The sequence below is a fragment of the Aquimarina mytili genome, assembly GCF_016735115.1.
GTDB classification, from domain to species: Bacteria; Bacteroidota; Bacteroidia; order Flavobacteriales; family Flavobacteriaceae; genus Aquimarina; species Aquimarina mytili.
On the sequence record NZ_JAERQJ010000005.1, the window covers coordinates 84,828 to 110,186 of the forward strand.

Sequence of the window (25,359 nt, forward strand, 5' to 3'; positions counted from 1 at the left end):
AAACGATAAAAAATAAAAACCTTACAGGTTTTTCGCTTGGTATAAGCAAATAACCTATAAGGGTCTTAATAACTCTTCTTTTATCTTATTTACCAGGAAAGTTTGCTTTGCGTTTTTCTAAAAATGCCGTGGTCCCTTCTTTAAAATCTTCGGTACCAAAACAGTTGCCAAATTGCTCGATTTCTACTTTAAATCCATCAACTCCATCCTGATACACTGCATTTATAGATTGAATCGCTGCACTAATGGCTACAGAAGAATTTCTCATAATTTTGCTAGCCAGTTTTTCTGCAAGAGGTATTAATTCTTCTTGGGTAGTAACATGATTTACCAATCCATACTGCAAAGCTTGTTGTGCATCAATCATTCCTGCTGTCATCACCATTTCCATAGCTCTACCCTTCCCTACTAACTGTGGTAAACGTTGCGTACCGCCATATCCAGGAATTACACCCAGAGATACTTCTGGCAATCCCATTTTAGCATTATCACTTGCCACTCTAAAATGAGCAGCCATTGCCAATTCTAAACCACCCCCCAATGCAAAACCATTAACAGCCGCAATAACAGGTGTAGAAAGATTCGCTACAAAATCAAAAAGCAACTCTTGTCCTTTGGCAGCAAGTTTTCCTCCTTCGGCAACAGAAAAATCGGCAAATTCGCTAATGTCGGCACCTGCAACAAAAGCTTTTTCTCCAGAACCAGTAACAATAATTACTTTGGTATCGGCATCAAGATCTGCAACTCTAAAGGCTGCATGAAGTTCTTGAATAGTTTCTTTATTTAGCGCATTTAATTTAGACGGACGATTGATTGTAATTGTAGTAATTCCGTTGTTTTGTGATGTAGTGATATTTGTATACATGAATATATTTTTTCTTTTCTGAACACGCAGAAATCTTACTATTGGAAATTATTCTTTCGGAAATTTAACTTTAAAAACTGTTCCTTTTCCTTCTTGCGAGGTAAAGGTAATACTTCCGCTGTAGGTTTCCACAATATTTTTTACCATTCCCAATCCAAGCCCCATACCACTGGTTTTGGTTGTAAACTTAGGTTCAAAGACTTTTTTCTTATTTTCTTCGTTTATTCCAACACCATTATCAGTAACTGTAATTACTACTTCTCCATTTTCTGAAAATACATCTACAATGATCTTAGGCACGCGATCTTCTGGGATAGCTTGTATTCCATTCTTTATCAAATTGGTTACTACACGAATAAGTTGTGTACGATCAAATTTGGCAATAATTTGTTCTTTTTCTGAAGGAAATATGATATAATCTTCATTAAAAATATCAAGTGCCAGTCCCACAATTTTAACCACATCAAGTGTTTCACTTTTTTGGGCCGGCATTTGCGCAAAGTTTGAAAAAGCCGAAGCAATAGAGCTCATCGTATCGATTTGTTGAATCAATGTGTCGCTATATTCTTGTACTTTTTGCCCAATATTAGGATCGGTGGGATCAAACTTACGTTGAAAACTTTGCACCGTTAACCGCATTGGTGTCAAAGGGTTTTTGATCTCATGGGCTACTTGTTTAGCCATCTCTCTCCAGGCAGCCTCTCTTTCACTTTTAGCTAATTTAACAGCACTTTGCTCTAACTCATCAATCATACTATTATAGGCATTGACCAATGAATGAATTTCGTCACTGGCATCACCAATTTTAATTCTCTTATTCCGCTTATCAAGACGTGTTTGGTCTATCGTTTCTGAAATTGTTTTTAATGATCGTGTAATATATTTTGAGAGAAAATACGCCAATGCAATAGCAATAATCAACATTAGAAGATATACCTGCCCTACACGTCGAAGAAATTCTAATAATTCTCTTGTAATTAGATCATCATCCTCAAGGTATGGAAGGTTAAGTATTCCTAATGGTTTTGATCTGGCATCAGTAATATATGTATATGATGTTAAGAATTTTTCTCCGTTTTTTTCTGACTTCACAAGGTATTTCTTATCATAAAGAAATGCCAAAGTATCTAATATAACCGGGCTAAGGTTTTTGTTAATAGTATCTTGTTGAATAATGCCTTCCGAACCGATTAAAAGTTCTCCAGAAAGACTATAAATATTAATAGGTAAAGAATGCTCTTCGGCTATTTGATAGATCTTATGTTTGTACGCAAAAATTCTGGAAAGATGTTCTTCATCTATTGGATACGTTGTGCTTCGAAGCGCATTTTCGATAGCAATTTGAATTCTACTTTCTTTTCTTTCTAACCGTTCTTTGTGGTATTCTTCTGCTTCTTCTTTATATTGATAAATAGATACTGCAGCAATTAATATTGAAGCCAATAGTACTAACACCGTCATTGAAATGAATATTCGAGTACGTAGAGAAAGTTTTAGTAGCTTCATAGTCTATTTTGATAGGTAAATATAACAAATATCACACCAAAATAGTTTGAAAAAGAAATCTTCAAAAGTCCCGAATTTAATAAATTTACCTAGCTTTATATTTTATGGATAATACGATTCTACTTTCTGTACAAGACTTGTGCGTATCTTTTTTTTCTGAAGGAACAGAAAATCAAGTGCTTTATGATGTTTCTTTTGATATTTATACAAATGAAATCCTAGGAGTTGTAGGAGAATCAGGAAGTGGTAAATCGGTTGCTTCTCTAGCAATTTTGGGGTTACTGCCAGATAAAATTTCAAAAATCCGAAAAGGCACTATCGTTTATGATACTGCGCCATTACTCGGTCTTGATGAAAAGGAATATCGAAACATACGCGGAAACGAGATTGCTATGATCTTTCAAGAACCGATGAGTTCATTAAATCCTTCTGCCAAATGTGGTAAACAGGTATTAGAAATTCTTCTTCAGCATACAAATTTATCAAAAACTGAAGCTAAAACCGAAGTACTCTCTTTATTCGATAAAGTAAAATTACCAGATCCAGAACGTGCCTACAAATCCTATCCACACCAATTAAGTGGAGGGCAAAAACAACGTATTATGATCGCTATGGCTATAGCATGTAAACCTAAACTTCTTATTGCCGATGAACCTACAACGGCATTAGATGTTACCGTACAAAAAGAAATCATTGGTTTATTAAAAAGCTTACAGCGAGAATATAAAATGAGTATTTTATTTATTTCTCATGATTTATCTTTAGTTTCTGAAATTGCAGATCATGTTTTGGTTATGTATCAAGGAAAAATGGTAGAATATGGTGCAACTGAAGCTATATTTCATCATCCAAAAAAAGAATACACCAAAGCTCTTATTAATGCAAGGCCTACACTTGATGTTAGATACAAAAAATTGCCTACTATAACCGATTTTTTGGAAAATACAGATCAAGAAAGAGAGGTTATTACCAGAGAACAACGGGAAATTCATCACAAAACTTTATATAGCAATCCTCCAATCCTGGAGGTTATTAATGTAGAGAAAACTTATTTTTCTAAAGCGGGTCTTTTTGGTAAAAAAGAATTTAAGGCTGTAGATGGTGTAAGTTTTGCATTATATGAAGGAGAATCTTTAGGTCTAGTAGGAGAATCTGGTTGTGGTAAATCAACATTAGGAAATACCATTTTACAGCTGGACAAAGCCACCAAGGGTCAAATATTATATAAGGGTAAGGATTTAACAACACTATCTCTTTCAGAGATAAGAAACCTTCGAAAAGAGATTCAACTCATCTTTCAGGATCCTTTTGCATCATTAAACCCCAGATTAACGGTAGGAAAAGCAATTATGGAACCCATGCAAGCCCATGGATTATATGCCGATGATACCGAGAGAAAAAATAAAGTTGTCGAATTATTGGAACGGGTTGGTCTTAGTGAAATACATTTTAATCGCTACCCCCATGAGTTTAGTGGTGGGCAGCGGCAACGTATTGGGATTGCGAGAACCATTGCTTTGCAACCAAAGCTTATTATATGCGATGAATCAGTAAGTGCATTAGATATTTCTGTACAAGCTCAGGTATTGAATTTATTAAATGAGCTAAAAGATAGTTTTGGTTTTACTTATATTTTTATATCTCATGATCTAGCCGTTGTAAAATACATGTCTGATCAATTATTAGTAATGAACCAAGGAAAAATTGAAGAACGTGGCGATGCTGATCACGTCTATGAGCATCCTGAAAAAGAATACACTAAAAAACTTATCGAAGCTATTCCAAAGGGTAAGTAAATTTTGAAATAAGTCTAAAATTTGATCATAAAAAAAACCTGTTAAGCTTTTTAAGTCTAACAGGTTTCATTCATCGCGACTTGGGGGTTGCGATTTCATTAACAACAAAAAATCACATCAACAAAAATACTTTTTTCGCTAAATACATGCAGTTAGAAATCAATTCCATAGTTGGTTTAACTGATTTCTGTAGACGATTCATACGTTTTTTCATAATAGGGACAATAAGTGTGGGTTAATAATTTATTTTTTAATCCATAAAAACAATAATATAGGGGTATTGTTTTTATTAGGAATGCTAATATGCAAAAAAAAATCAATATCAACGTTTAAATACGTAATAAATCGACAAAATACTCAAAATTTTAACATTTGGACTCAAAAAGCTTGGTTTTACTGCTTAAAGGAAAGGTTTAAGGCCACGGAAAACTGGTTGAAAGTGTAGTATTTTTCTTTCAAAATTGAGTTTGATAGGCTTGCTACTATGTAACGTTCATTTTTCAGAATTATTATTCGTCGGGATTAAATTATTATTCGTTCTACTGTATATAGAATTAGTAAATAATCAATCCAAAACCATTTCAGGGATTTCTCCCTTGATTACAAGATTTCCTTCGGTAGCCTTTTTAATATCTTCAACAGATACTCCTGGTGCTCTTTCTAACAATACAAATCCATTATCTGTAACTTCTAAAAGGGCCAAATTGGTAACTACTTTTTTTACGCAGTTTACCCCGGTTAATGGCAATGAGCACTTTTTAAGTAACTTGGACGCTCCCGCCTTATTTGTATGCATCATTGCCACGATGATATTTTCTGCACTCGCTACTAGATCCATAGCTCCCCCCATTCCTTTAACCATTTTACCAGGAATTTTCCAATTTGCGATATCACCATGTTCTGAAACCTCCATAGCACCTAAAATAGTAAGATCTACGTGCTGCCCTCTAATCATATTGAAACTTGTTGCAGAATCAAAAAAAGAAGCTCCCGGCATGGTCGTAATTGTTTGTTTTCCGGCATTAATTATATCGGCATCTTCTTCTCCTTCATATGGAAAAGGCCCCATGCCTAAAACACCATTTTCGCTCTGAAATTCGACTTCAATGCCTTTTGGGATATAATTTGCTACCAAGGTTGGTATTCCAATTCCTAAATTAACAAAATATCCATCTTTTAGTTCTTTTGCAATACGTCTTGCTATTCCGTTTTTATCTAGCATAAATAATTCTAAATTAAAATCAATTTAAGTTTGGTTGTGGAGTCATCCTTAAATAAGGTTTGATTTCTTTGTGTCCTTTCGGAAATAATTGTGGTATTTCTTCATTAGTAACCGATGGCACTATAACACAATCTTCTCCTTCATTCCAGTTTGCTGGTGTAGCGACCTTATGATATGCAGTTAATTGAAGTGAATCTATAACGCGTAACAATTCATCAAAATTTCTTCCTGTTGAGGCAGGGTACGTAATAGTAAGTTTGATACTTTTATCTGGCCCAATTACAAAAACTGAACGTACTGTTAATTGACTATCGGCATTAGGATGAATCATATCATATAATTCGGATACTTTTCTATCTTCATCAGCAATAATGGGAAAATTAACCGTTGTATTTTGTGTTTCATTAATGTCTTTAATCCAACCATGGTGAGATTCTAATCCATCAACACTTAATGCGGCAACCTTTACATTTCGTTTATTAAACTCATCAGTATATTTTGCAACCGTTCCTAACTCTGTTGTGCATACTGGTGTATAATCTGCCGGGTGCGAAAATAATACTCCCCAGCTATCTCCTAACCAGTTATGAAAATCAATTTCTCCTTCTGTTGTTTGCGCTTTGAAGTTTGGCGCTTCATCTCCTAATCGTAATGCTGCCATGATTTGTATGTTTTTTAGGTTTTAAATGTGTGATTATTCTTTTTTACGCACAGTGCGTTGTTCAATTCTCTTCTCGTATCGTTCTCCCTTAAAAATTCGTTGTACAAATATCCCAGGGATATGAATATGATCAGGATCCAACGTACCTGCCGGAACAAGTTCTTCTACTTCGGCAACAGTAATTTTAGCTGCACCGCACATACACGGATTAAAATTTCTTGCGGTTCCTTTAAAAATTAAATTTCCAGCTTCATCTCCTTTCCAGGCTTTTACAAAAGCAAAATCGGCTTTAAACGCATGTTCAAGTACATACATTTTTCCATTAAATTCTCTGGTTTCTTTTCCTTCGGCAACTTCAGTACCATACCCAGCAGGAGTATAAAATGCAGGAAACCCTCCTTGAGCAGCTCTACATCTTTCTGCTAACGTTCCTTGCGGTATTAATTCAACATCTAATTCTCCACTAAGCATTTGTCTTTCAAATTCATCATTTTCACCCACGTAAGAAGAGACCATTTTTTTTATTTGCCTTTGTTGAAGTAGCAACCCTAATCCAAAATCATCTACTCCTGCATTATTAGATATACAGGTTAGTCCTTTGATGTTTAATTTCACAAGTTGTGCAATTGCATTTTCGGGAATACCGCACAGGCCAAATCCTCCCAGCATTAGGGTCATATTATCTTTCACCCCTTGCAAAGCATCGGTAACGTTGGGTACCGTTTTACGAATCATAGTGTTCTAATTTTAGCAGATTAAAAGTACTAAAAAAACATCACTATATCGTTTGAAAACGAAGAGTTTTAAGATTAATTTAATTGATAGGTATCTTGGACTACATTGAAAATTCGTCGTCTAAATTTTCATCTTTGACATTACTCTTTTTAAATGCTTCGCAATCCACTTCAATTGTTAATCTATCAGGTTTTTTAAACGCTCCTTTAGAAACTTTCAAGGTTTTATCTGCGTAGCATTTTTTCATGTATAATCCCCAGATAGGTAACGCCATTGTTGCGCCCTGTCCGAACATAGTACTGGAAAAGTGAGTCGACCTATCATCTCCTCCTACCCAAACACCTGTACAAAGATTAGGGACCATCCCCATAAACCAACCATCACTTTGATTTTGTGTCGTTCCTGTTTTACCAGCTATAGGGTTGTCAAATAGGTAAGGATATCCTGTAATTACGTTTTTAAAATCATATCGATCTCTTGGTCCAGCACGAAGTCTTCGGCCCGATCCAGATTGGGTAACGCCTTCCATTAAATTAACAGTAACATATGCCGCTTCTTTACTAATTACATCACGAGTTTCTGGAACAAATTGATATAAAGCCATACCATTTTTGTCTTCGATACTTGTAATCATTACAGGTTTTGTATAAATCCCTTGATTAGCAAAAGTACTGTAAGCACCGACCATCTCTGATAATTTAAGATCTACAGATCCCAAAGCAATTGATGCCACAGGTAAAATATCTGATGACACTCCACTTTTTTTGGCTAATCTAGCAATAGGTTCTGGACCAATTCTATCCATTAAACGCGCAGAAATAGTATTTACTGATTTTGCTAACGCCTCTTTCAAGCTCATGTAGCCTGTATATTCTGCATCACTATTTTTTGGTGTCCAATCTTTTTCAAGTACACCATGGGAGCCTATTGAAATAGTAATTTGTGACATTGGTAGCGTATCACATGGTGATAATTTTAATTGATCAATTGCGGTTGCATATACAAAAGGCTTAAATGTTGACCCTACTTGCCTAGCTCCTTGATATACATGATCGTATTGAAAATGTTTATAATTAACTCCTCCTACCCATGCTTTAACGTGACCAGTTTGCGGTTCCATAGACATTAATCCAGAACGTAAAAACTTTTTGTAATACAAAATAGAGTCTTTTGGAGTCATAATGGTATCTATTTCTCCTTTCCAACTGAAGATTTTCATCTCGGTTTTCTTATCAAACGAAGCCAGAATCTCCTTTTCGCTCTTTCCTTGAGATAACATCTTTTTTCTCCTTGCAGAGGACTTTATACTTCTATTAATTATACCTTTTAACTGATCTTTGGTAATATCTCTAAACGGACTGGTTTTATTATCTTTTTCCTGCTTATCAAATTCTTTTTGAAGATTAGCCATATGCTCTTGAACAGCTTCTTCGGCATATTTTTGATTACGTGAATCTATCGTTACATTAATTCGTAAACCATCTCGGTATATATCATAGTACTCTATCTCCCCATCCTCGTTTTCGCCTTTTGGGTTATTTTTTACCCAATTAGACATCCAGCTTCTCACATACTCTCTAAAATAGGTTGCGGTACCATCCTTATGCCCTTCTGGAGAGTAATCCAATGTAAGTGGTAATTGCTTTAAGCTATCGCGCTCTTTTTCATTAATATACCCATATTTCTCCATTTGATTAAGCACCACATCTCTCCTGTTCTTTACCATTTCTGGTCGTCGTAACGGGTTAAAAAGTGAAGAGTTTTTAAGCATTCCTACTAAAACGGCTGCTTCTTCTTTTTTAAGCTCTTTTGGATTCTTACCAAAATAAATACGCGATGCCGAGCTAATCCCAATAGCCTGATTTAAGAAATCGTACTTATTAAGATACATGGTAATGATCTCATTTTTGGTGTATTGTCTTTCTAATCGGGTTGCGATTACCCATTCTTTCAATTTTTGTTTAAAGCGCTCCCAAATATTTTTAGATCCCCCGGTAAATAGCTGTTTTGACAACTGTTGAGATATTGTACTAGCTCCTCCTTTACTCCCCAGAAAAATAAAAGCTCTTAATGTACCTCTGGCATCAATCCCAGAATGATCATAATACCTGGCATCTTCTGTTGCTACTAGTGCATCAACCAAATGTTGTGGTAGGTCTTCGTAGCTTACCGGGGTACGGTTTTCGTTGAAAAAAGTTCCTATTTGAACTCCATCAGACGAGATAACCTGGGTTGCAAGGTCATTTTGAGGATTTTCTAGTTCAGCAAACTTGGGCATCTCTCCATAAAACCCCCAGCTTGCAAATAGAAATAATAAAACGATTAGAAAGACTCCTGATGCAAATATGATCCAAAAGCCTTTGATAAACTTTAGAGTATTTATTTGTTTAGTTTTTGTTCTCTTTTTTGTCGATTTGGGTTTTGCCTTTGCCATGATTTAAGGGTTTTGCACATATTCTATTCTAAATCCAACATCTGTAATTCCTTCTAAAGAATATACTCCATCTACTTCACCATTCTTTCGCATTGCATGTTCTATACTAATGTTGTATGCTCCGTCTTCAATAAACTTTACGTTTTCTTTGTACCATAATTTATTTTCTTTAAGATCCGAGAAACCAGTACCTAGCCATGTTCCATCTGGCATAGCCATTTGATACTCGAGGGTATCTGTTATAACTTTTCCATTTGGAAATTTCATCTGACTGATTAAAAATAAATTACTGTATTTATACAAATTATTATTACGAATATTAATAAACAAATTATACGTCTGGGTAGAATCCAGTTTTGGTAACAAAAAGTTTATTTTTTCATTCATTTCCCAGGTGTCAGAAACTGATTGATACTCATCAAAGACCTGAGTATCATCACAAGAAGCTAAACTTAATACACTAAAAACTGCTATAACAATCCTAAGCTTTATCATTATTCTTGTTTGAAGATCTACGTTTTTTATTGCGTTGATTATTGGGCCTATTTCTTTTTTTATTTTCAGGATTTCCCGCTTCAGGCTTGTTTGAAACCATCGCCTTCTTTTCTGATGTTTTTTTGTTTGAATTTTTTCTTCTATTGCGATTTCTTCTTTTTTTGCTTCGTTTAGGTTGATCAAATCGAGTTAAGCTATCTTGACCTACAACGTTCTCAAAATCTGTTTTATTATCCTCAATTAAATCTGAAGCAAACTCCTCTAAACTGGCAATTTTTTCATCATTATTATTAGCAGCAATGATTTCATTAACATCATCTTTAGAGATTTTATGCCAATTCATCCATTCTCCTTCATAGGCATACCATAATAATCCTTTAAAAATATCTATTTTTTGACAAACGGCTGTTCCTTTTTCTGTCTGAAGTTTTGTATCTGTCTTTGGAAAACTATTAAGCGCATCTATATAGGCATCTAGTTCATAATTAAGACAGCATTTTAACTTCCCACATTGACCAGCTAATTTTTGTGGGTTTAAGGATAATTGTTGATATCTGGCTGCACTTGTATTTACAGATCTAAAATCGGTAAGCCATGTAGAACAACATAACTCACGCCCACAAGATCCAATACCACCAAGTCTTGCCGCTTCTTGTCTGAAGCCAACCTGGCGCATTTCGATACGTGTGCTAAACTCATGAGCAAACTCTTTGATCAATTGTCTAAAATCCACACGTTCTTCGGCAGTATAATAAAATGTTGCTTTGGATCCATCTCCCTGGAACTCTATATCAGAAATTTTCATTTGTAGTTCGAGTCGTATCGCAATTTCTCTGGCTCGAACCTTCATAGATTCTTCTTTATCTCTGGACTTTTGCCAAATATCTATGTCTTTTTGAGATGCTTTTCGATATACTTTTTTTACATCTTCGCTATCTACATCCACTTTCTTTTTTTTCATCTGTATCCTTACGAGCTCACCAGTAAGAGAAACAATCCCAACATCATGACCGGGAGATGCTTCTGTAGCTACAATATCACCTATGCTTAAAGAAAGATTTTCTGTATTCTTAAAGAAGTTTTTTCTACCATTTTTAAATCGTATTTCAACACACGAAAACGGTATAGCGCCACTGGGAAGTGACATATTTGACAACCAATCAAAAACTGTTAATTTATTACAACCATCGGTACCACAGGTACCATTGTTCTTGCATCCTTTTGGTTGTCCGTCTTTTCCGGAGGAACAACTACTACACCCCATATTTTCTTATATATTGAAATTTGTCTGCGATTATTATCGCAACAAATATGGTTCTTACTACGGTTAGAAATATAACCCATTTCTAACATCTTAATTGTTAAAGATACTATGAAAAAAATTATCCGCCATAGTATCTTTGGCATTTTACCTTTACTACTTGTATTTCAACACTTCAGAACGGCCTTTTTTAAAAATCTTATTGCTATTGCCTTTACCTTTTCTTAATGCTTTTTGTTCTTCAAACGGTAATTGGTTTATTTCCATACACTCTGTAGAACAACAATTTTGCATTTTTGTTGCACACGCTGAACATTGAATAAACAAAAGGTGGCATGCCTCGTTCTCACAATTTACATGAGTGTCGCAAGGGCTACCACATTGGTGACAATTGGCAATTACATCTTCTGAAATTCGTTCTGATCGCCTATGATCAAAAACAAAGTTTTTTCCTAAAAACTTATTTTCTAAGCCTTGTGCTTCAACTTGTCTGGCGTATTCGATAATACCACCTTCTAATTGAAATACATTTTTAAACCCTTTGTGTTTATAATAAGCGCTGGCTTTTTCGCATCGGATTCCACCGGTACAATACATCACCAGTTTTTTATCTTCTTTATGATCTTTAAGATCTTCTTCAATAATATCTAGCGAATCTCTAAATGTATCTACATCTGGAGTAACCGCGCCTTTAAAATGACCGATTTCGCTCTCATAATGATTACGCATATCTACCAATACAGTATTGGGATCTTCAATTAATTCATTAAATTTTGAAGCATCTACATGAACCCCTTTGTCGGTAACATCAAAAGTACCATCATCTAAACCATCTGCCACAATCTTATGTCTAACTTTGACCTTAAGTTTTAAGAAGGATTTTGCATCTTGTTCTCTGGCAATGTTTAGTCGTACATTTTCTAAAAATGAAATACTATCCAGGTGTTTTTTAAAGGTTTCAAAGTTTGGTGCCGGGACCGATAATTGGCCATTAATACCTTCTTTCGCCACATAAATTCGTCCGAGAACGTCTAATTCGTCCCAATGAATAAAAAGGTGGTTTCTAAAAATTTCAGGATTTCCGATATGTGCATATTTATAGAAAGAAAGCGTAAGACGGTCTGTACCGGCTTCGTCGATAAGCACTGCTCTTTCTTTTGCACTCAATTTGTTGTACAGTTGCATGCTATACCTACGTTTTAAGTTAAAAGATTCATTATTTGGGCAAAAGTACAAATCATGATGATATTACAAAAAAAATGCCCTGAAATTATATTCAAGGCATTTTTTGGCCAATTCGTTATTTATTATTTTAACGTATTTAAAAAAATAAAATAACGAAGCTAGCCACCTTCGACCATACAATTACTAATTGCAGTAGTTGCACAGCCATCAAGATTGTGTTTTATGACTCTTTTAAGAAACTTCATAGGTCACGCTCTCCTTACAAATTTGTTCAAGTTTGCTTTATTAATAGATGCGAAAAAAGTGGAAGGGTTGCGTTGAGCCTAAAAATTTATTTATTTGTTTTATAATTTCAGTTGTATAATTTCTTCCTTTAAGTAGAGTAAAACCTTTATTAAATTTGTTTCAATACTGGAACCATTTTCAACATATTATTCTTCTTAATTTACGCTTTGTGCTAGATGTAATTATCATAATTAAGTATTCTTCTACGACCTTTTTAGGTTGTTAATAATCATTTTAGAATCCATATCTCAACTACAAAAAGAAATAGTACTTTAGCAGAAAGTTAATTACCAATGTCAAATCCCGATATATTTGAACAACAAATGAGTACAGAGAAAGACGCAAAATTAAAAGCCTTAAAACTTACCTTAGATAAATTAGATAAAACCTACGGAAAAGGTACCGTAATGAAGATGAGTGACAATGCCGTTGAAGAAGTAGATGTAATTTCTACTGGATCCCTTGGTCTTGATTTAGCATTAGGAGTTGGAGGATATCCAAGAGGTAGAGTTATTGAAATATATGGTCCAGAATCTTCGGGTAAAACTACGCTAACCCTTCATGCAATAGCGCAAGCCCAAAAAGCAGGGGGTATTGCGGCGTTTATAGATGCTGAGCATGCTTTTGATCGTTTTTATGCAGAAAAATTAGGGGTAGAAATAGACAATCTTATTATTTCTCAGCCCGATCATGGTGAACAGGCTTTAGAAATTGCTGATAATTTAATTCGTTCTGGAGCTATCGATATTATTGTAATAGATTCTGTAGCTGCGTTAACACCAAAAAGTGAAATTGAAGGAGAAATGGGAGATTCTAAAATGGGTCTTCATGCCAGGTTAATGTCTCAAGCCCTTCGAAAATTAACAAGTTCGATTAGCAAGACGAACTGTACCGTGATTTTTATCAATCAGCTTCGAGAAAAGATTGGAGTAATGTTTGGAAATCCAGAAACAACTACCGGTGGTAATGCATTAAAGTTTTATGCCTCTGTACGTCTGGATATTCGTCGTTCTACACAAATCAAGGACAGTAATAGTGAAGTAATTGGAAACAAAACTCGTGTTAAAGTCGTAAAAAACAAGGTAGCACCTCCATTTAGAACTGCCGAGTTTGATATTATGTATGGAGAAGGAATTTCTAAAAACGGTGAAATTATTGATATTGGTGTTGATTATGAAATCGTAAAGAAAAGCGGTTCGTGGTTTAGCTACCAAGACACCAAGCTTGGACAAGGGCGAGATTCTGTAAAAGCCTTATTAAATGACAATCCAGAACTTATGGAAGAGCTCGAAGGAAAGATTAAAGAAGCTATAAAAATTATAAAAGAATAAAGTTTTCTTAATAAAAACCTTAAAATCCCGATCCTTCGGGATTTTTTTTTACCTTCTAAGCAACCAAATCAATCTTCAAACATCTTAGTATTAGGTTAATTATGTTGTTTCTCAAAACCCCAAAATATGAGAGAGATAAAAATAATTTTAGCTTTTTTTCTGGTGAGCACCATATTTGGTTGCTCTGGAGATGATAATACAAAATTCTTTTATGAATTAGTACCCATCGAAGAAGTTATGATTCCATCAGAATTTAATAGTAACGAAACCTATAGAATCACGGTTTCTTATTATCGCCCCTCTGATTGTCATGCTTTTAATGGGTTTGATTATGATAGATTAGACAATGAACGTACTGTAGCTGTAGTTAATGTAGTTGTTGACAGAGATAACTGTAGAGCTATCGAAAGGTTAGATCTTATTGACGTATCTTTTGATTTTCTTGTTGGTCAAGAAGAATCTTATATATTTAGGTTCTGGCAAGGAAAAAATGAAAATGGAGATAATCAGTTTTTAACTATAGAGGTGCCAGTAGTACAATAAATAGTATACACATCAAAAAAAGTTATTTGTGGGGTTGGATCAACTCATAAAAAAATGTAAGGAAAAAAACAGCAATGCGCAGGAGCAATTGTATCGATTATTTAGCAGTAAATTATTTTCTATCTGCTTAAAATATTCAAGTGATTACTCCAGCGCAGAAGATACCTTGCAAGATGCTTTTATAACGATTTTTGATAAAATAAATCAATACAAAAATCAAGGCTCTTTTGAAGGTTGGATAAAACGAATAACAATAAATACAGCTTTACAGAAATATCGAAAACAAAAAGTTTTTGATATTATAAATGAAGAGCAGATTGAAGAGGTTGAAGTTGAAATCAATGAAGAAGAAATCTCGTTGGATTATCTTCTTAAGATCATACAACAACTACCCGATAGATATCGATTAGTCTTTACACTATATGTGTTGGATGGCTTTTCGCATAAGGAGATTGCAGAAATGTTGGAAATATCGATTGGCACTTCTAAATCTAATCTTGCAAGAGCACGATATACGTTAAAAGAAAAAATTGAAACCAACCAAGAAGAGCGCTATGTTCGATCAATAGAAGGACAAAGATGAATGATAAAAAAAATATAGACCGTTTATTTCAGGAGAAATTCAAGAATTTTGAAGTTGCCCCTGATGAAGCAGTTTGGGAAAAAATTAAGGCTCGACAAGACAATGGTCGTAAACGAGCTGTACTCTTACCATTATGGTATAAAGTTGCAGGAGTTGCGGTATCTATCGCACTTATTCTTGCCATTGGATATGTATCGTTTAACACTGGATCCTCCCCAGAAGAAACCCTTGTAATTAACTCAAATAACACTGAAGAAAACCAGGTTGATTCTAAAAAATTTCTGGATAAAACTCCTGAAGTTACAGATCCTTCAAAAGAAATACGTGTAGCTACCAAAGAAGAAAAAGAAAACACTACCAATACGGTTGTTGAAAAAGCCAAAATGGATACCCAATTTGGTCAAGGTAATTATACTCCTTCAGAAAAAGAAGATAATACGATCGTTACCTCAGAAAAGAAAAGAATTTCTACATCTGATATACCAGTTAAAAAACAATATATTACTCCAGTCAAAAATTCGTCAGGTCAAGGTTTTGCTTCTCAAAATACTTTAAAAGATGATACGGTAGATAATACTCCAATGGATTATAAAGAAGAAAACACCTCTTCGAATACGATCGCTAACAATGCTTCGTCAAATGATCCTACAATTGATAATTCTTCTAAAATTCAAAAAGAAAACACTGTTTTTGAAGCTCCACAACAAGAGCCAACCAAAGACAGTACATCGGGTCTTGCAGCACATACTCTTTCAGAAAAAACAGAAAAAACACCTACTGAAGAAAAGACAGAACCCGTAGATGAAAATGATAAGAAATCCATTTTTGAGGCTATTGATGAAAAAGAAGAAGCCATTGCAGAAGAAGCAAAGTCTTCAAAAAAATGGAATATTGCTCCTAATGTAGCACCTGTCTATTATAATGTTATTGGTAGTGGCTCTTCTATTGATCCACAATTTGCAGATAATGCTAAAGATGGAGAAGTTAATCTTAGTTATGGTGTGCATATTTCTTATACTATAAATGAAAGACTAAGTGTAAGATCTGGGGTAAGCAAAGTAGATCTTAGCTATGGTACTCAGGATGTTGGTTTTACAGCTTCAACTAATGGTCAAAATCTACAAAGCATCGATTATGACTCTAATGCAGAGGCTATTTTGGTATCAGATGTTGGAACTCAAAATAATAATGTAGCATCAGATTTTACGCGTGCTCCAGTTAGTCAAACGCAAAATGTAGGCTTGCTTAATCAGCGTATTGGTTATATCGAAGTTCCTATGGAAATGAAATATGCTTTGGTGAACAAAAAAATTGGCGTGAATATGATTGGAGGAGTAAGTACTTTATTCTTACAAAACAATGAAATTTCTATAGAAGCAGGTGATTTCGAATCCTCTGTTGGAGAGGCAAATAATCTAAATGATGTGAGTTTTAGTGGTAATATTGGTCTAGGCTTAGATTATAAGTTTACGGATCAACTTCAGCTAAACCTTGAACCTATTTTTAAATATCAGTTTAATGCCTTTAATGGCAATGCAGAAAATTTTAGACCCTACTATTTTGGCATATATACGGGGATAAGTATCAAGTTTTAAAATATACAACAATCTTTAGTCGGTTAGGTCATTATTACTATACGTACTAATGTAGAAAGCTGTTCCTTATTTCAGGAACGGCTTTTAATTTTATCAATAATTAGTAGATTATGATGGTTTTGGTAACATTATGCAAAAAGTACTTCCTTCTCCTAGCACGCTTTCTACCATAATTTTACCATTATTGAGTTCTACCAGTTCTTTACATATCTTTAATCCAAGCCCGGTGCCTGTTTCATGCTGAGTACCTGTTGTGGTAAATGTTTCTTCGGCAAAAAGTTTGTTTAAATTTTCTTCGGCAATACCTACGCCAGTATCTTTAAAACAAATTTCAAAATGCTTCTCTTTTTCGGTGGATAATAGTGTTATCGAATCTCCTGGATTACAAAATTTTATTGCATTAGCCATTAGATTTTGAGCCACAATAGCGACCATGTCTTTATCTGCAAAGATTAATGTTGGTTTCAATGCGTTTGTAAGTGTAATATCTTTTGATGCCGCTTTTGGTTCAAAAAAAGTAAATTTACCGGCAATAATCTCATTAATATCAAAGGCAGTAGGTTTAGCGTTAAGCTCTTTCATTTGCGACTTTGACCAATTCAACAAATTGTTTAACAAGATTGATGTTTGATGCGTTCTGTTGGCCAATAATGGTACGATTTCTTTAAACTCTTCGGGAGAAATTGTGTTATCCTTTAACAAGTTTAAACTACCATCCAGTCCATGAATTTCATTTTTGAGATCATGAGAAATAATCGAAAACAATTTGTTTTTGACCTGGTTAGATTCATTTAACTGATTAACATATCTTTTTCGTTCTTTTCTAGATTTGACAATAAAACCTAAGAATATCAATATAATGAGTGTGATACCGATACTTACGTATGTAAATATTCTATACCTAAATAACTCATCTTTGCTTTGCTGTTCTCTTTTTTCTTGCGCATCGATAAGTTTAAGTTGTTCCATCTCTGATTTGAACCGAGCCTCTGCTAATTCTATTTTTTGTGCCGTTTCGTCAGAAGCATTTTGATCTGACAACTCTTGATATCTTTTTTGCCACTTATAAGCTTCCGAAAAATTTCCCTTTGCCGAGTCTAGTTTTGCTGAATACTCATAATTGGTAAGAAGCAATGGATCCAACTTTAATTTTTTAATTTCTTGGCGAGCAGCTTTTAAGAAATTTTCTGCTTTCTTAAAGTTTTTAGTTTTTATTGCAATAAGCCCTAGCTGTTGTTGTACGCTGGCGGCGATACTCTCATTTTTTGATTTCTTTGCAGTGGTATACGAAGAATCATAATACTTTCTCGATTTTTGATAATCTTTATCAATAAGTGCTAAAGCTCCAAGTCTATTATATGCTGAGGCAATACTGGCTATTTTCTTATTCCTTTTACTAATGACCAAGGATTCTTTGAGCAAAATCTTAGCACTATCCAACTTTTTAAGGTCAATATATAATAGTGCAAGATTATTGAGAGAAGCTCCAATCCTTTTTGATTTATTTTTTCGTTTAAGGGCTATCGATTTAATGTAATATTCTTCGGCGAGTTCAAAATCATCAAGGGCCGAATATACATTTCCGATATTATTATATGTACTTGCAAGAACAACACTATCTTTTACTCTGGCAAAGTATAAATTAGCTTCTAATAAATAGTTAATGGCATTTTCAAAATTGCCTCGTTTTTGTTCTACTGTTGATTTATTATTATTAATTATTGCCAATCCCCTTTGGTGATTAGCTATTTTATAAAAAATCACGGCCTTATCATAATTGTAAAATGCTTTTATATGTTTATTGGTAAGGTTATAAATATTTCCAATTTGATTATAAACATCGCCGGTGCCTTTATTATGTTTGATTTTTTTAGAAAGTGATCGCAACTTATCTTCATAAGTCAATGCAAGGTCATATTCTTTTTGCTTCCAAATGTTTTCGAAATATCTCATTGCTATATCAAAGGCAACGGTGTCTCTTGGTTTATGGATTTTTAACAGAATGCTATCCAAAGGTTGCTGTTGTGAAAAGCAAAATGAGCTCACAACAAAGAGTAAGAAAAAGTAGGTTTTTTTCATAAATTCTATTTTGGGGACAATAGATTAAATGCAATTTATGGCTGCAAAATACCAAATATATACTTACAAAGCATTAATTAGTAGTATTATTCTTACAAAATTGATTATATTTATACGGTTTTAACGCAATAAAAGTGCGTATTCGGGCCAATTTCTAATATAACGATCAAAACGACAGAGTTCTTATATTCTGCAAATAAGACAATGCCCTACTATATGTCGCTATTTTCTTCCAGTGCTTTCAGAATAATACCTCTTGTCTTTTCTTTCAATTCTTTTTTATTATCCTGAGTTAATCCTGCAGTAGGTATTTCTTTATGAATATAGGCTCTCATTTTGCCAGGGCTTCCACTAAAAAACATATAAGAAAATCGTTTTTTATTGTCAAAAAAGGTTAAAGGTAATATCGGGATTTGATGATCTATAGCCAATCTAAAAGCTCCATCTTTAAATTGATCCAAAAGTACATTCTGATCATCAGGAACACCGCCTTCAGGAAAAATACAGATACTTGTACCATCATGAAGCCTCGCATGAGCTCGATCAAAAACTTCTTTTCGACTTTTTTGACTATTACGATCAACCAATATACATGTACGTTTATAGAAAAACCCAAAAATCGGAATCTTAGCTAACTCTTTTTTACCCACAAAAACAAAAGGATGTTTTACACAATGTAGCATAAACATGATATCGGTCATAGAGGTATGATTAGCTACCACCATATAACTCTTATCAAGATCTGGTATGGCTTCTCTCTTTACTTTTGGTACAAACCCCATACCATATAATACAATTCTGGCCCAAAATCTAGCTACAACAAAAAACTGTGGATACCATTGTTCTCTTGAGGTAAGCACCAACAAAACAGGAAACATGATAATGATAGGAAGACCCATAAGCACATAAAACCAGATGCGCCAGAAAAGAATCAATACTTTTTTTAAAATCGACATGACCCAAAAATACACAATTGGTTTGAGCTTTATAAAAAAGTATAGATGAGTTCGCAAAAAAAATTACCTTTGCGGGAAACTACAAAAATCACTATGTCCAGAATTCTAACAGGAGTACAAAGTACAGGAACTCCACATTTAGGAAACCTATTAGGAGCAATAATCCCAGCGATTAAAATGGCAAATCAACCAGAAAACGAATCGTTTCTATTTATTGCCGATATGCATTCGCTTACGCAGATTAAAGATGCTAAGGTTTTACGAGAGAACACCTACTCTACTGCGGCTACCTGGTTGGCTTTTGGATTGGACATAGAAAAAACTGTTTTTTATCGACAAAGTGATATCCCACAGGTTACTGAACTATCCTGGTACTTAAGTTGTTTTTTCCCTTATCAAAGATTAACATTGGCACACTCGTTTAAGGACAAAGCTGACCGTCTCGAAGATGTTAACGCAGGTTTATTTACATATCCCATGTTGATGGCTGCAGATATTTTATTGTATGATGCCGAGATTGTACCGGTAGGAAAAGACCAAACTCAACACCTAGAGATGACTCGGGATGTAGCCTCAAGAATACATACGCAAGTTGGTGAAGTATTCGTATTACCAGAGATTCAGCTACAAAAAGAAACCATGTATGTTCCAGGTACAGATGGTGGTAAAATGAGTAAATCAAAAGGTAATATTATCAATCTCTTTTTGCCTGATAAAAAGTTACGCAAACAAATCATGTCTATAGAAACAGATAGTACGCCACTAGAAGACCCTAAAGATCCTGACACCTGTAATGTATTTGCTTTATATAGTTTGGTTGCAACACCAGAACAGCTAGAACAAATGCGTAAGAACTATCTTGGCGGCAATTATGGTTATGGGCATGCAAAACAAGCTTTATTCGAATCACTTATCGAAAAGTTTGCTAAAGAGCGTGAACGATATAACTACTATATGGATAATCTTGACGAAGTAGATCAAGCACTGGCTATTGGTGCCAAAAAAGCTACTGAAGTTGCTGATAAGGTATTGGCCCGAGTACGAGAAAAAGTAGGATATTAGTTTCAGGCCCTAGGTTTCTGGTAAAAGTTTAATAATTTACCTGCTTATCCCTATACTCACTTCTAAATTTAGTGCTCGAAAAGCATTTTTTGATAAAAAAAGTAATTTTCACAAGTAATTGTTTCCCCTTCATCTATTTGCTTGAAGAATAGTTTATGAGTCAGCTTAAGCAATACAAAATTACTGAAATACAGCTTCATATCATGATCTAAGAGTAACGAGTAGCACCTCACACCTCATCCCTCATACTTCAAATCTAATACTCCTTCATACGAAAAAATTTGTATACCCCCGATACGGGTTTCCGTAACATTTGCATAAAATTTTGTCATAGTTTGCAGGTTGAAAGTTTTTAGTCCCATAAAAACCCCATGATATGAGTAAAGAAGCAAATATTATTGTACATGAAATCGAAAAATATCTTACAGGTTGTAGTGGAAAAGACTATTCTAATTATTATGTAGGGGTAACCAAAGATCCACTTAAACGATTATTTATTGAACACAATGTTCCACAAGAGGACGGCTGTTGGACATATGAAAAAGCAATAGACTCTGATAATGCCAGGGAGGCCGAAAAAATATTGCTTTCCAAAGGAATGAAAGGTGGAGATGGCGGTGGAGACACTACTAGCATGTTTGTTTACTGCTATTTAATACCTACATAAATCAAAGAATATATCAAAATACAACTTTCTTTGGGGTAAGGAAGTGGTACAGTCTCTTATATGTTGTTAATGAGCCCTCTCATTTTTTCCGAATTGTGTAAAAGTGCAGCTGTAAGAGATTAATGAAGCCTGTGTTACGTGCACAGGCTTTTATTATAAATTATCCTTACTTTTACTCGATAATCGAGATTTGAATGCTCCGAGGCTTGCCTCGAAATCTAAATCATTTTTCAATCTGATGCCTTATGGGTTTGCCCTGAGGGAGTTTACTTTGGTAGCCTATAATCAAAAAACAACATTTTTGAAAAAAATAATCCTTCTTTTGGTCTTCGTTATTTTGTTGAGTGGTTTAGTAACATATTATATCACCAATATCAATTATTCTTCTGGTGTAGCAGGCTCTGCTATAGCCAATGATACCATAACTTTGTTTACTATACAAACCTTTGTTATATGGTTGATCTATTTTTCTACGTTGATCATCTTACCTTTTACGGTCAATTATTGGATTCAACGATTTTCGATTTCGCAACATGATTGGTGGAAAGTAATTCTTGTTCTCGAATCTTTTGCAATACTATTCTCTTATTTAGCAACTCCACCAGATATGATATCTACGTTATTATTCTTTGCTATATGTCAACCATTAGTAATTACAAATACTATTGTTGTCATCCTGAAACTAAAACGATAATCCTTCTTTTGCATCATAAAATATCCCGGGGCGTTAACTCCATGACAGAACAATTCATTTTTTTCCCTTTTAACCCTGTTTTTTCCTTCTCATCAATTTTTAATTGAATCTAAAACACGTTTGCCGGTACTTAGCTTTATAAAATTGAAGACTATGAAGGTATTTCAAAAACAACACATTATTAATCGTACGATGGATCAAAACATCCTACACTATAAATTTCTAAGAATACTCAAACAATTAATCTTAAAAACCTATTAATTATGAAACACACAACACTTTATGTCATTCTTATCCTAATCGGAATATTATCCCAGAGTTGCGAATATGATGATGGATATAGTAATGAAAATCCAATACCTGTTAATCCTCAGGAAGCCAGAATAGTTATTGGAAAGGGGCAAGAAAATCCAAATCGCAAAGAAACTATTGAGGCTTCAGAGATATACGATTTTGATATATTGACTGTCAAGTCTTTAGAAAGCAAGCTCGATTATAAAAATACTAGTCAAGTAAAAGAAAAAGTGTCAGACGAAATTATTAATCATCAGAAAAACCGACTAATGCACTAGATTAATTTGAAAGAAATAATTAGGAAGTTTGTGCTTTGCTTAGGGCACTATATTAGTTATTAGATCAGCCAGGCCTGTACATAAGTACAGGCTTTTTAATTCGTAAGTCTCATTAAACAACTAAAAATCAAATGAGTGCTTTATCACTATTTTCACATTTCTTTAAGAATTCTTATATTCGCGCTCGTACTTCGTGAATACGCCCCAAATCGTACTCACCGAAAGCAGTTACAATTAATTTTAACTTGTTATATAGTATTGATGCTTCATTAATAAAATATGACCAGTTACTAATAGTGATTATCTTTTAAAAAAATAAAAAAACCATGGTAACATTTAGTCTTACTATGGAACATCTATTAAAAGATAAGTGCATTTGTATATAAAAAACATGTATAAATTTTTTATAAATAATAGTCCCCTACGTATTATGAAAAACATCTATTTGATGACCCTGTTAAGTGTCTTACTTTTTAGCTGTTCTAGCGATGATAGTTCGCCAAGTATAGAAAACATGACACAACTTCCTACCATAGAAAGTGTATCTACTACCACAGCAACTGCTGGAGATGTAATTACCATTACAGGAAAAAACTTTGATTCTAATACAACATATGTAGTAAAGTTTAATGAAGTTGAAGGAACTGTTACCGAAGTAACTCCTACCTTCCTAAAAGCACAAGTACCAGAAAATGCTACCTCTGGAGATATTACACTAACTTCAAATGGTGAGACCATCGTAGTTGGAAGTATCCAAATTACACCGCCCACTCCCACAACGGCAAGTAGGTTATTTGGATATATTGCTAATGATAAAATTGTAGAATTAAATATCGAAACTGGTGAAGAGATCAATACCCTTATAACTATTGGCCAGGATTATTTTAGCGATGTTACATTTTCTAAAAGTACCAATGAAATTATTGGGCATCTTCCTTCGCAAACTAATATGAACGATGAGATTTTTTATAAAATTAATGTAGCAACCGGTGAAGCTACTCAAAAAGAATATTCGGGTTACGAACGTTTAATAGCCACTAATACCGGAAAATTATATGGATATGTAGCCTATGACAAAATCGTAGAGTTAAATATCCAAACAGGAGAAGAAATATCAACACTTGCAACCATTGGTCCAGATTACTTTAAGGATATCGTATATTCTGAAAGTACTAACGAAATCATCGGACAAATATCTGTTTTTGATGACATGTCCAACGCTTACATGTTTACCTATTATCGGATAAATGCAGATACTGGTGAAATCACGACAAAAGCATATACTGGTTATGAGAGTTTAATTATTACCGATTCTGGAAAATTGTATGGATATGTAGCCTATGACAAAATTGTAGAACTCGATATAGAAACTGGTGAAGAATTATCTACACTTGCTACTATTGGTCAAGATTATTTTAGCGATGTTGTGTATTCCGAAAATACCAATGAAATCATTGGGCAGGTATCTACTTTTGATGGTAATTCAAACTCGTATACCTACTATAGGATAAATGCTACTACAGGAGAGATCACTACAAAAGCATACGCCGGTTATGAGCATTTGATCATTAAGAACGACTAGAATATAATCAATTAAAGAGTCTATAGCATTAATCGAGAAAATCTAAAAAACTTATAAATCCTATGAAAAATATTTATTTAATTGCCCTATTAAGTGTTCTCATCTATAGCTGTTCTAGCGATGATAGTGCTCCAAATATAGAAACCCTTACGCAACTACCTACTATAGAAAGTGTATCTACTACCACAGCAACTGCTGGAGATATCATTACCATTACAGGTAAAAACTTTGATCCTAATAAAACGTATGTAGTAAAATTTAATGAGGTTGAAGGAACTGTTACCGAACTAGCTCCTACCTTTCTAAAAGCACAAGTACCAGACGAAGCAACATCTGGCGACATAACACTTACAGTTGATGGACAAACTACTGTGGTAGGATCGATAGAAATTAATACCACAGATATTTTTGTTTTTCATTCTTCTGCAAAGAAACTTGCAAAAATAGATGTTACCACAGCTAATTTTACATATATCGGAGAAAATATTGATTATGGAACCAATACTCGAGGGGCCGTAATTCACTCAACGAATAATGAATATATTGGTTTTGAAAATGATTTTACGCAACCATATATTGTTCGTATTAATTTAGAAACAGGTACAACAACCAATGTATCTATACCCACTTCTTTTCTTACTGTTGGTACTGATTTTGATGATACAGCGGTTGATAAAGATGACAACGTATACATCTTTCATAATTCTGCAAAAAAACTTGCAAAAATAGATGTCGTTACGGGTAACCTCACCTATCTCGGAGAAAATATTGATTATGGAGCCAATACTCGAGGAGCTATAATTCATAAACAAAATAATGAATATATCGGTTTTGAAAATGATTTTACGCAACCGTACCTGGTTCGTATCAATCTGGAAAATGGTAATGTTACCAACGTATCTATACCTACTTCTTTTCTTGCCGATGGTATTGACTTTAGCGATATCACTGTTGATGAAAACGATAATATATACATCTTTCATGACTCGGTAAAAAAACTTGCAAAAATAGATGTCGTTACAGGTAATCTTACTTATATCGGAGAAAACATTGATTATGGGCGCAACTCCCTTGGAGCTGTAATTCACGCTCAAAATAACGAGTATTTCGGGTTTGAAGATAATTTTGGAGAACCATATACTGCTCGTATTAATTTAGATACTGGTGCCGTAATTAATACACCTATACCAAACTCTTTCCTTACCGTTGGTAAAGATTTTGATGACATTGCTATAAAAAGATAAAACGAT

At 34.1% G+C, this 25,359-nt stretch carries 22 protein-coding genes; 11 read left to right on the forward strand and 11 right to left on the reverse strand.

Features of this window, described 5'->3' with window-relative positions:
• Positions 1 to 85: 85 nt before the first annotated feature.
• Together JJQ60_RS13550 and JJQ60_RS13555 are read right to left on the reverse strand one after the other, a co-directional pair.
• A complete protein-coding gene (locus tag JJQ60_RS13550) occupies positions 86 to 865 on the reverse strand; it encodes an enoyl-CoA hydratase/isomerase family protein (protein ID WP_201920977.1) in 780 nt (259 codons plus the stop codon).
• Between the two features lie 48 nt (positions 866 to 913).
• Positions 914 to 2,371: a sensor histidine kinase gene (locus JJQ60_RS13555; protein ID WP_201920980.1), complete on the reverse strand. Its 1,458-nt coding sequence runs from the start codon at positions 2,369 to 2,371 to the stop codon at positions 914 to 916.
• A 104-nt stretch (positions 2,372 to 2,475) separates the two neighbouring features.
• On the opposite strand from JJQ60_RS13555, the gene JJQ60_RS13560 reads away from it, so the two are divergent.
• Positions 2,476 to 4,167 carry an ABC transporter ATP-binding protein gene (locus tag JJQ60_RS13560; RefSeq protein ID WP_201920984.1) on the forward strand — a complete coding sequence of 564 codons (1,692 nt, stop codon included), beginning with the start codon at positions 2,476 to 2,478 and terminating at the stop codon, positions 4,165 to 4,167.
• Between the two features lie 565 nt (positions 4,168 to 4,732).
• Here the strand turns inward: JJQ60_RS13560 and JJQ60_RS13565 are convergent.
• The 7 genes from JJQ60_RS13565 to trhO form a co-directional block, all read right to left on the reverse strand.
• Positions 4,733 to 5,389 (reverse strand): CoA transferase subunit B, encoded by a 657-nt coding sequence (locus tag JJQ60_RS13565; protein WP_201920988.1) that lies wholly within the window; start codon positions 5,387 to 5,389, stop codon positions 4,733 to 4,735.
• Between the two features lie 19 nt (positions 5,390 to 5,408).
• Entirely contained in the window at positions 5,409 to 6,050 is a 642-nt protein-coding gene (locus JJQ60_RS13570; RefSeq protein ID WP_201920990.1) for a peroxiredoxin, read from the reverse strand.
• A 33-nt stretch (positions 6,051 to 6,083) separates the two neighbouring features.
• Entirely contained in the window at positions 6,084 to 6,785 is a 702-nt protein-coding gene (locus tag JJQ60_RS13575; RefSeq protein ID WP_201920992.1) for a CoA transferase subunit A, read from the reverse strand.
• Between the two features lie 100 nt (positions 6,786 to 6,885).
• Positions 6,886 to 9,219, reverse strand: coding sequence for a penicillin-binding protein 1A (locus tag JJQ60_RS13580; protein WP_201921007.1), 2,334 nt, complete (start codon positions 9,217 to 9,219; stop codon positions 6,886 to 6,888).
• A gap of 3 nt (positions 9,220 to 9,222) precedes the next feature.
• Positions 9,223 to 9,714, reverse strand: coding sequence for a gliding motility lipoprotein GldH (locus JJQ60_RS13585; RefSeq protein WP_201921010.1), 492 nt, complete (start codon positions 9,712 to 9,714; stop codon positions 9,223 to 9,225).
• Positions 9,701 to 10,978 (reverse strand): PSP1 domain-containing protein, encoded by a 1,278-nt coding sequence (locus JJQ60_RS13590; RefSeq protein ID WP_201921013.1) that lies wholly within the window; start codon positions 10,976 to 10,978, stop codon positions 9,701 to 9,703. The genes JJQ60_RS13585 and JJQ60_RS13590 overlap by 14 nt, the downstream gene beginning before the upstream one ends.
• 153 nt (positions 10,979 to 11,131) lie before the next feature.
• The gene (trhO, locus tag JJQ60_RS13595) at positions 11,132 to 12,160 is read right to left on the reverse strand and encodes an oxygen-dependent tRNA uridine(34) hydroxylase TrhO (RefSeq protein WP_201921016.1); all 1,029 of its coding nucleotides are present in this window, start codon (positions 12,158 to 12,160) and stop codon (positions 11,132 to 11,134) included.
• 608 nt (positions 12,161 to 12,768) lie between these two features.
• Here trhO and recA point away from each other — a divergent pair.
• The 4 genes from recA to JJQ60_RS13615 all read left to right on the forward strand — a co-directional run bounded on the left by recA (position 12,769) and on the right by JJQ60_RS13615 (position 16,497).
• Positions 12,769 to 13,776, forward strand: a complete 1,008-nt coding sequence (recA, locus tag JJQ60_RS13600) for a recombinase RecA (protein WP_201921551.1) — start codon at positions 12,769 to 12,771, stop codon at positions 13,774 to 13,776.
• A gap of 126 nt (positions 13,777 to 13,902) precedes the next feature.
• A complete protein-coding gene (locus JJQ60_RS13605) occupies positions 13,903 to 14,319 on the forward strand; it encodes a hypothetical protein (RefSeq protein WP_201921020.1) in 417 nt (138 codons plus the stop codon).
• 28 nt (positions 14,320 to 14,347) lie between these two features.
• Positions 14,348 to 14,902 (forward strand): RNA polymerase sigma factor, encoded by a 555-nt coding sequence (locus tag JJQ60_RS13610; protein WP_201921023.1) that lies wholly within the window; start codon positions 14,348 to 14,350, stop codon positions 14,900 to 14,902.
• Entirely contained in the window at positions 14,899 to 16,497 is a 1,599-nt protein-coding gene (locus JJQ60_RS13615) for an outer membrane beta-barrel protein (RefSeq protein ID WP_201921028.1), read from the forward strand. Before JJQ60_RS13610 ends, JJQ60_RS13615 begins: the two co-directional genes overlap by 4 nt.
• A 108-nt stretch (positions 16,498 to 16,605) precedes the next feature.
• Here the strand turns inward: JJQ60_RS13615 and JJQ60_RS13620 are convergent, their stop codons facing one another.
• Both JJQ60_RS13620 and JJQ60_RS13625 read right to left on the reverse strand, forming a co-directional pair.
• Complete coding sequence (locus JJQ60_RS13620; RefSeq protein WP_201921031.1) at positions 16,606 to 18,576, reverse strand: tetratricopeptide repeat-containing sensor histidine kinase; 1,971 nt, start codon at positions 18,574 to 18,576, stop codon at positions 16,606 to 16,608.
• Between the two features lie 212 nt (positions 18,577 to 18,788).
• A complete protein-coding gene (locus tag JJQ60_RS13625) occupies positions 18,789 to 19,532 on the reverse strand; it encodes a lysophospholipid acyltransferase family protein (protein WP_201921033.1) in 744 nt (247 codons plus the stop codon).
• 93 nt (positions 19,533 to 19,625) lie between these two features.
• Here JJQ60_RS13625 and trpS point away from each other — a divergent pair, with 93 nt between their 5' ends.
• The 6 genes from trpS to JJQ60_RS13655 all read left to right on the forward strand — a co-directional run bounded on the left by trpS (position 19,626) and on the right by JJQ60_RS13655 (position 25,353).
• Positions 19,626 to 20,594, forward strand: coding sequence for a tryptophan--tRNA ligase (gene trpS / locus JJQ60_RS13630; protein ID WP_201921554.1), 969 nt, complete (start codon positions 19,626 to 19,628; stop codon positions 20,592 to 20,594).
• 376 nt (positions 20,595 to 20,970) lie between these two features.
• Complete coding sequence (locus tag JJQ60_RS13635) at positions 20,971 to 21,261, forward strand: hypothetical protein (protein ID WP_201921035.1); 291 nt, start codon at positions 20,971 to 20,973, stop codon at positions 21,259 to 21,261.
• A gap of 301 nt (positions 21,262 to 21,562) precedes the next feature.
• Positions 21,563 to 21,955: a hypothetical protein gene (locus tag JJQ60_RS13640; RefSeq protein ID WP_201921039.1), complete on the forward strand. Its 393-nt coding sequence runs from the start codon at positions 21,563 to 21,565 to the stop codon at positions 21,953 to 21,955.
• Positions 21,956 to 22,218: 263 nt separating this feature from the next.
• Positions 22,219 to 22,527 carry a hypothetical protein gene (locus JJQ60_RS13645; RefSeq protein ID WP_201921041.1) on the forward strand — a complete coding sequence of 103 codons (309 nt, stop codon included), beginning with the start codon at positions 22,219 to 22,221 and terminating at the stop codon, positions 22,525 to 22,527.
• A 430-nt stretch (positions 22,528 to 22,957) separates the two neighbouring features.
• Entirely contained in the window at positions 22,958 to 24,109 is a 1,152-nt protein-coding gene (locus JJQ60_RS13650; protein ID WP_201921054.1) for an IPT/TIG domain-containing protein, read from the forward strand.
• A gap of 62 nt (positions 24,110 to 24,171) precedes the next feature.
• On the forward strand, positions 24,172 to 25,353 hold the full coding sequence (locus JJQ60_RS13655) for an IPT/TIG domain-containing protein (protein ID WP_201921057.1): 1,182 nt from the start codon (positions 24,172 to 24,174) through the stop codon (positions 25,351 to 25,353).
• The last annotated feature ends 6 nt before the right edge of the window (positions 25,354 to 25,359 follow it).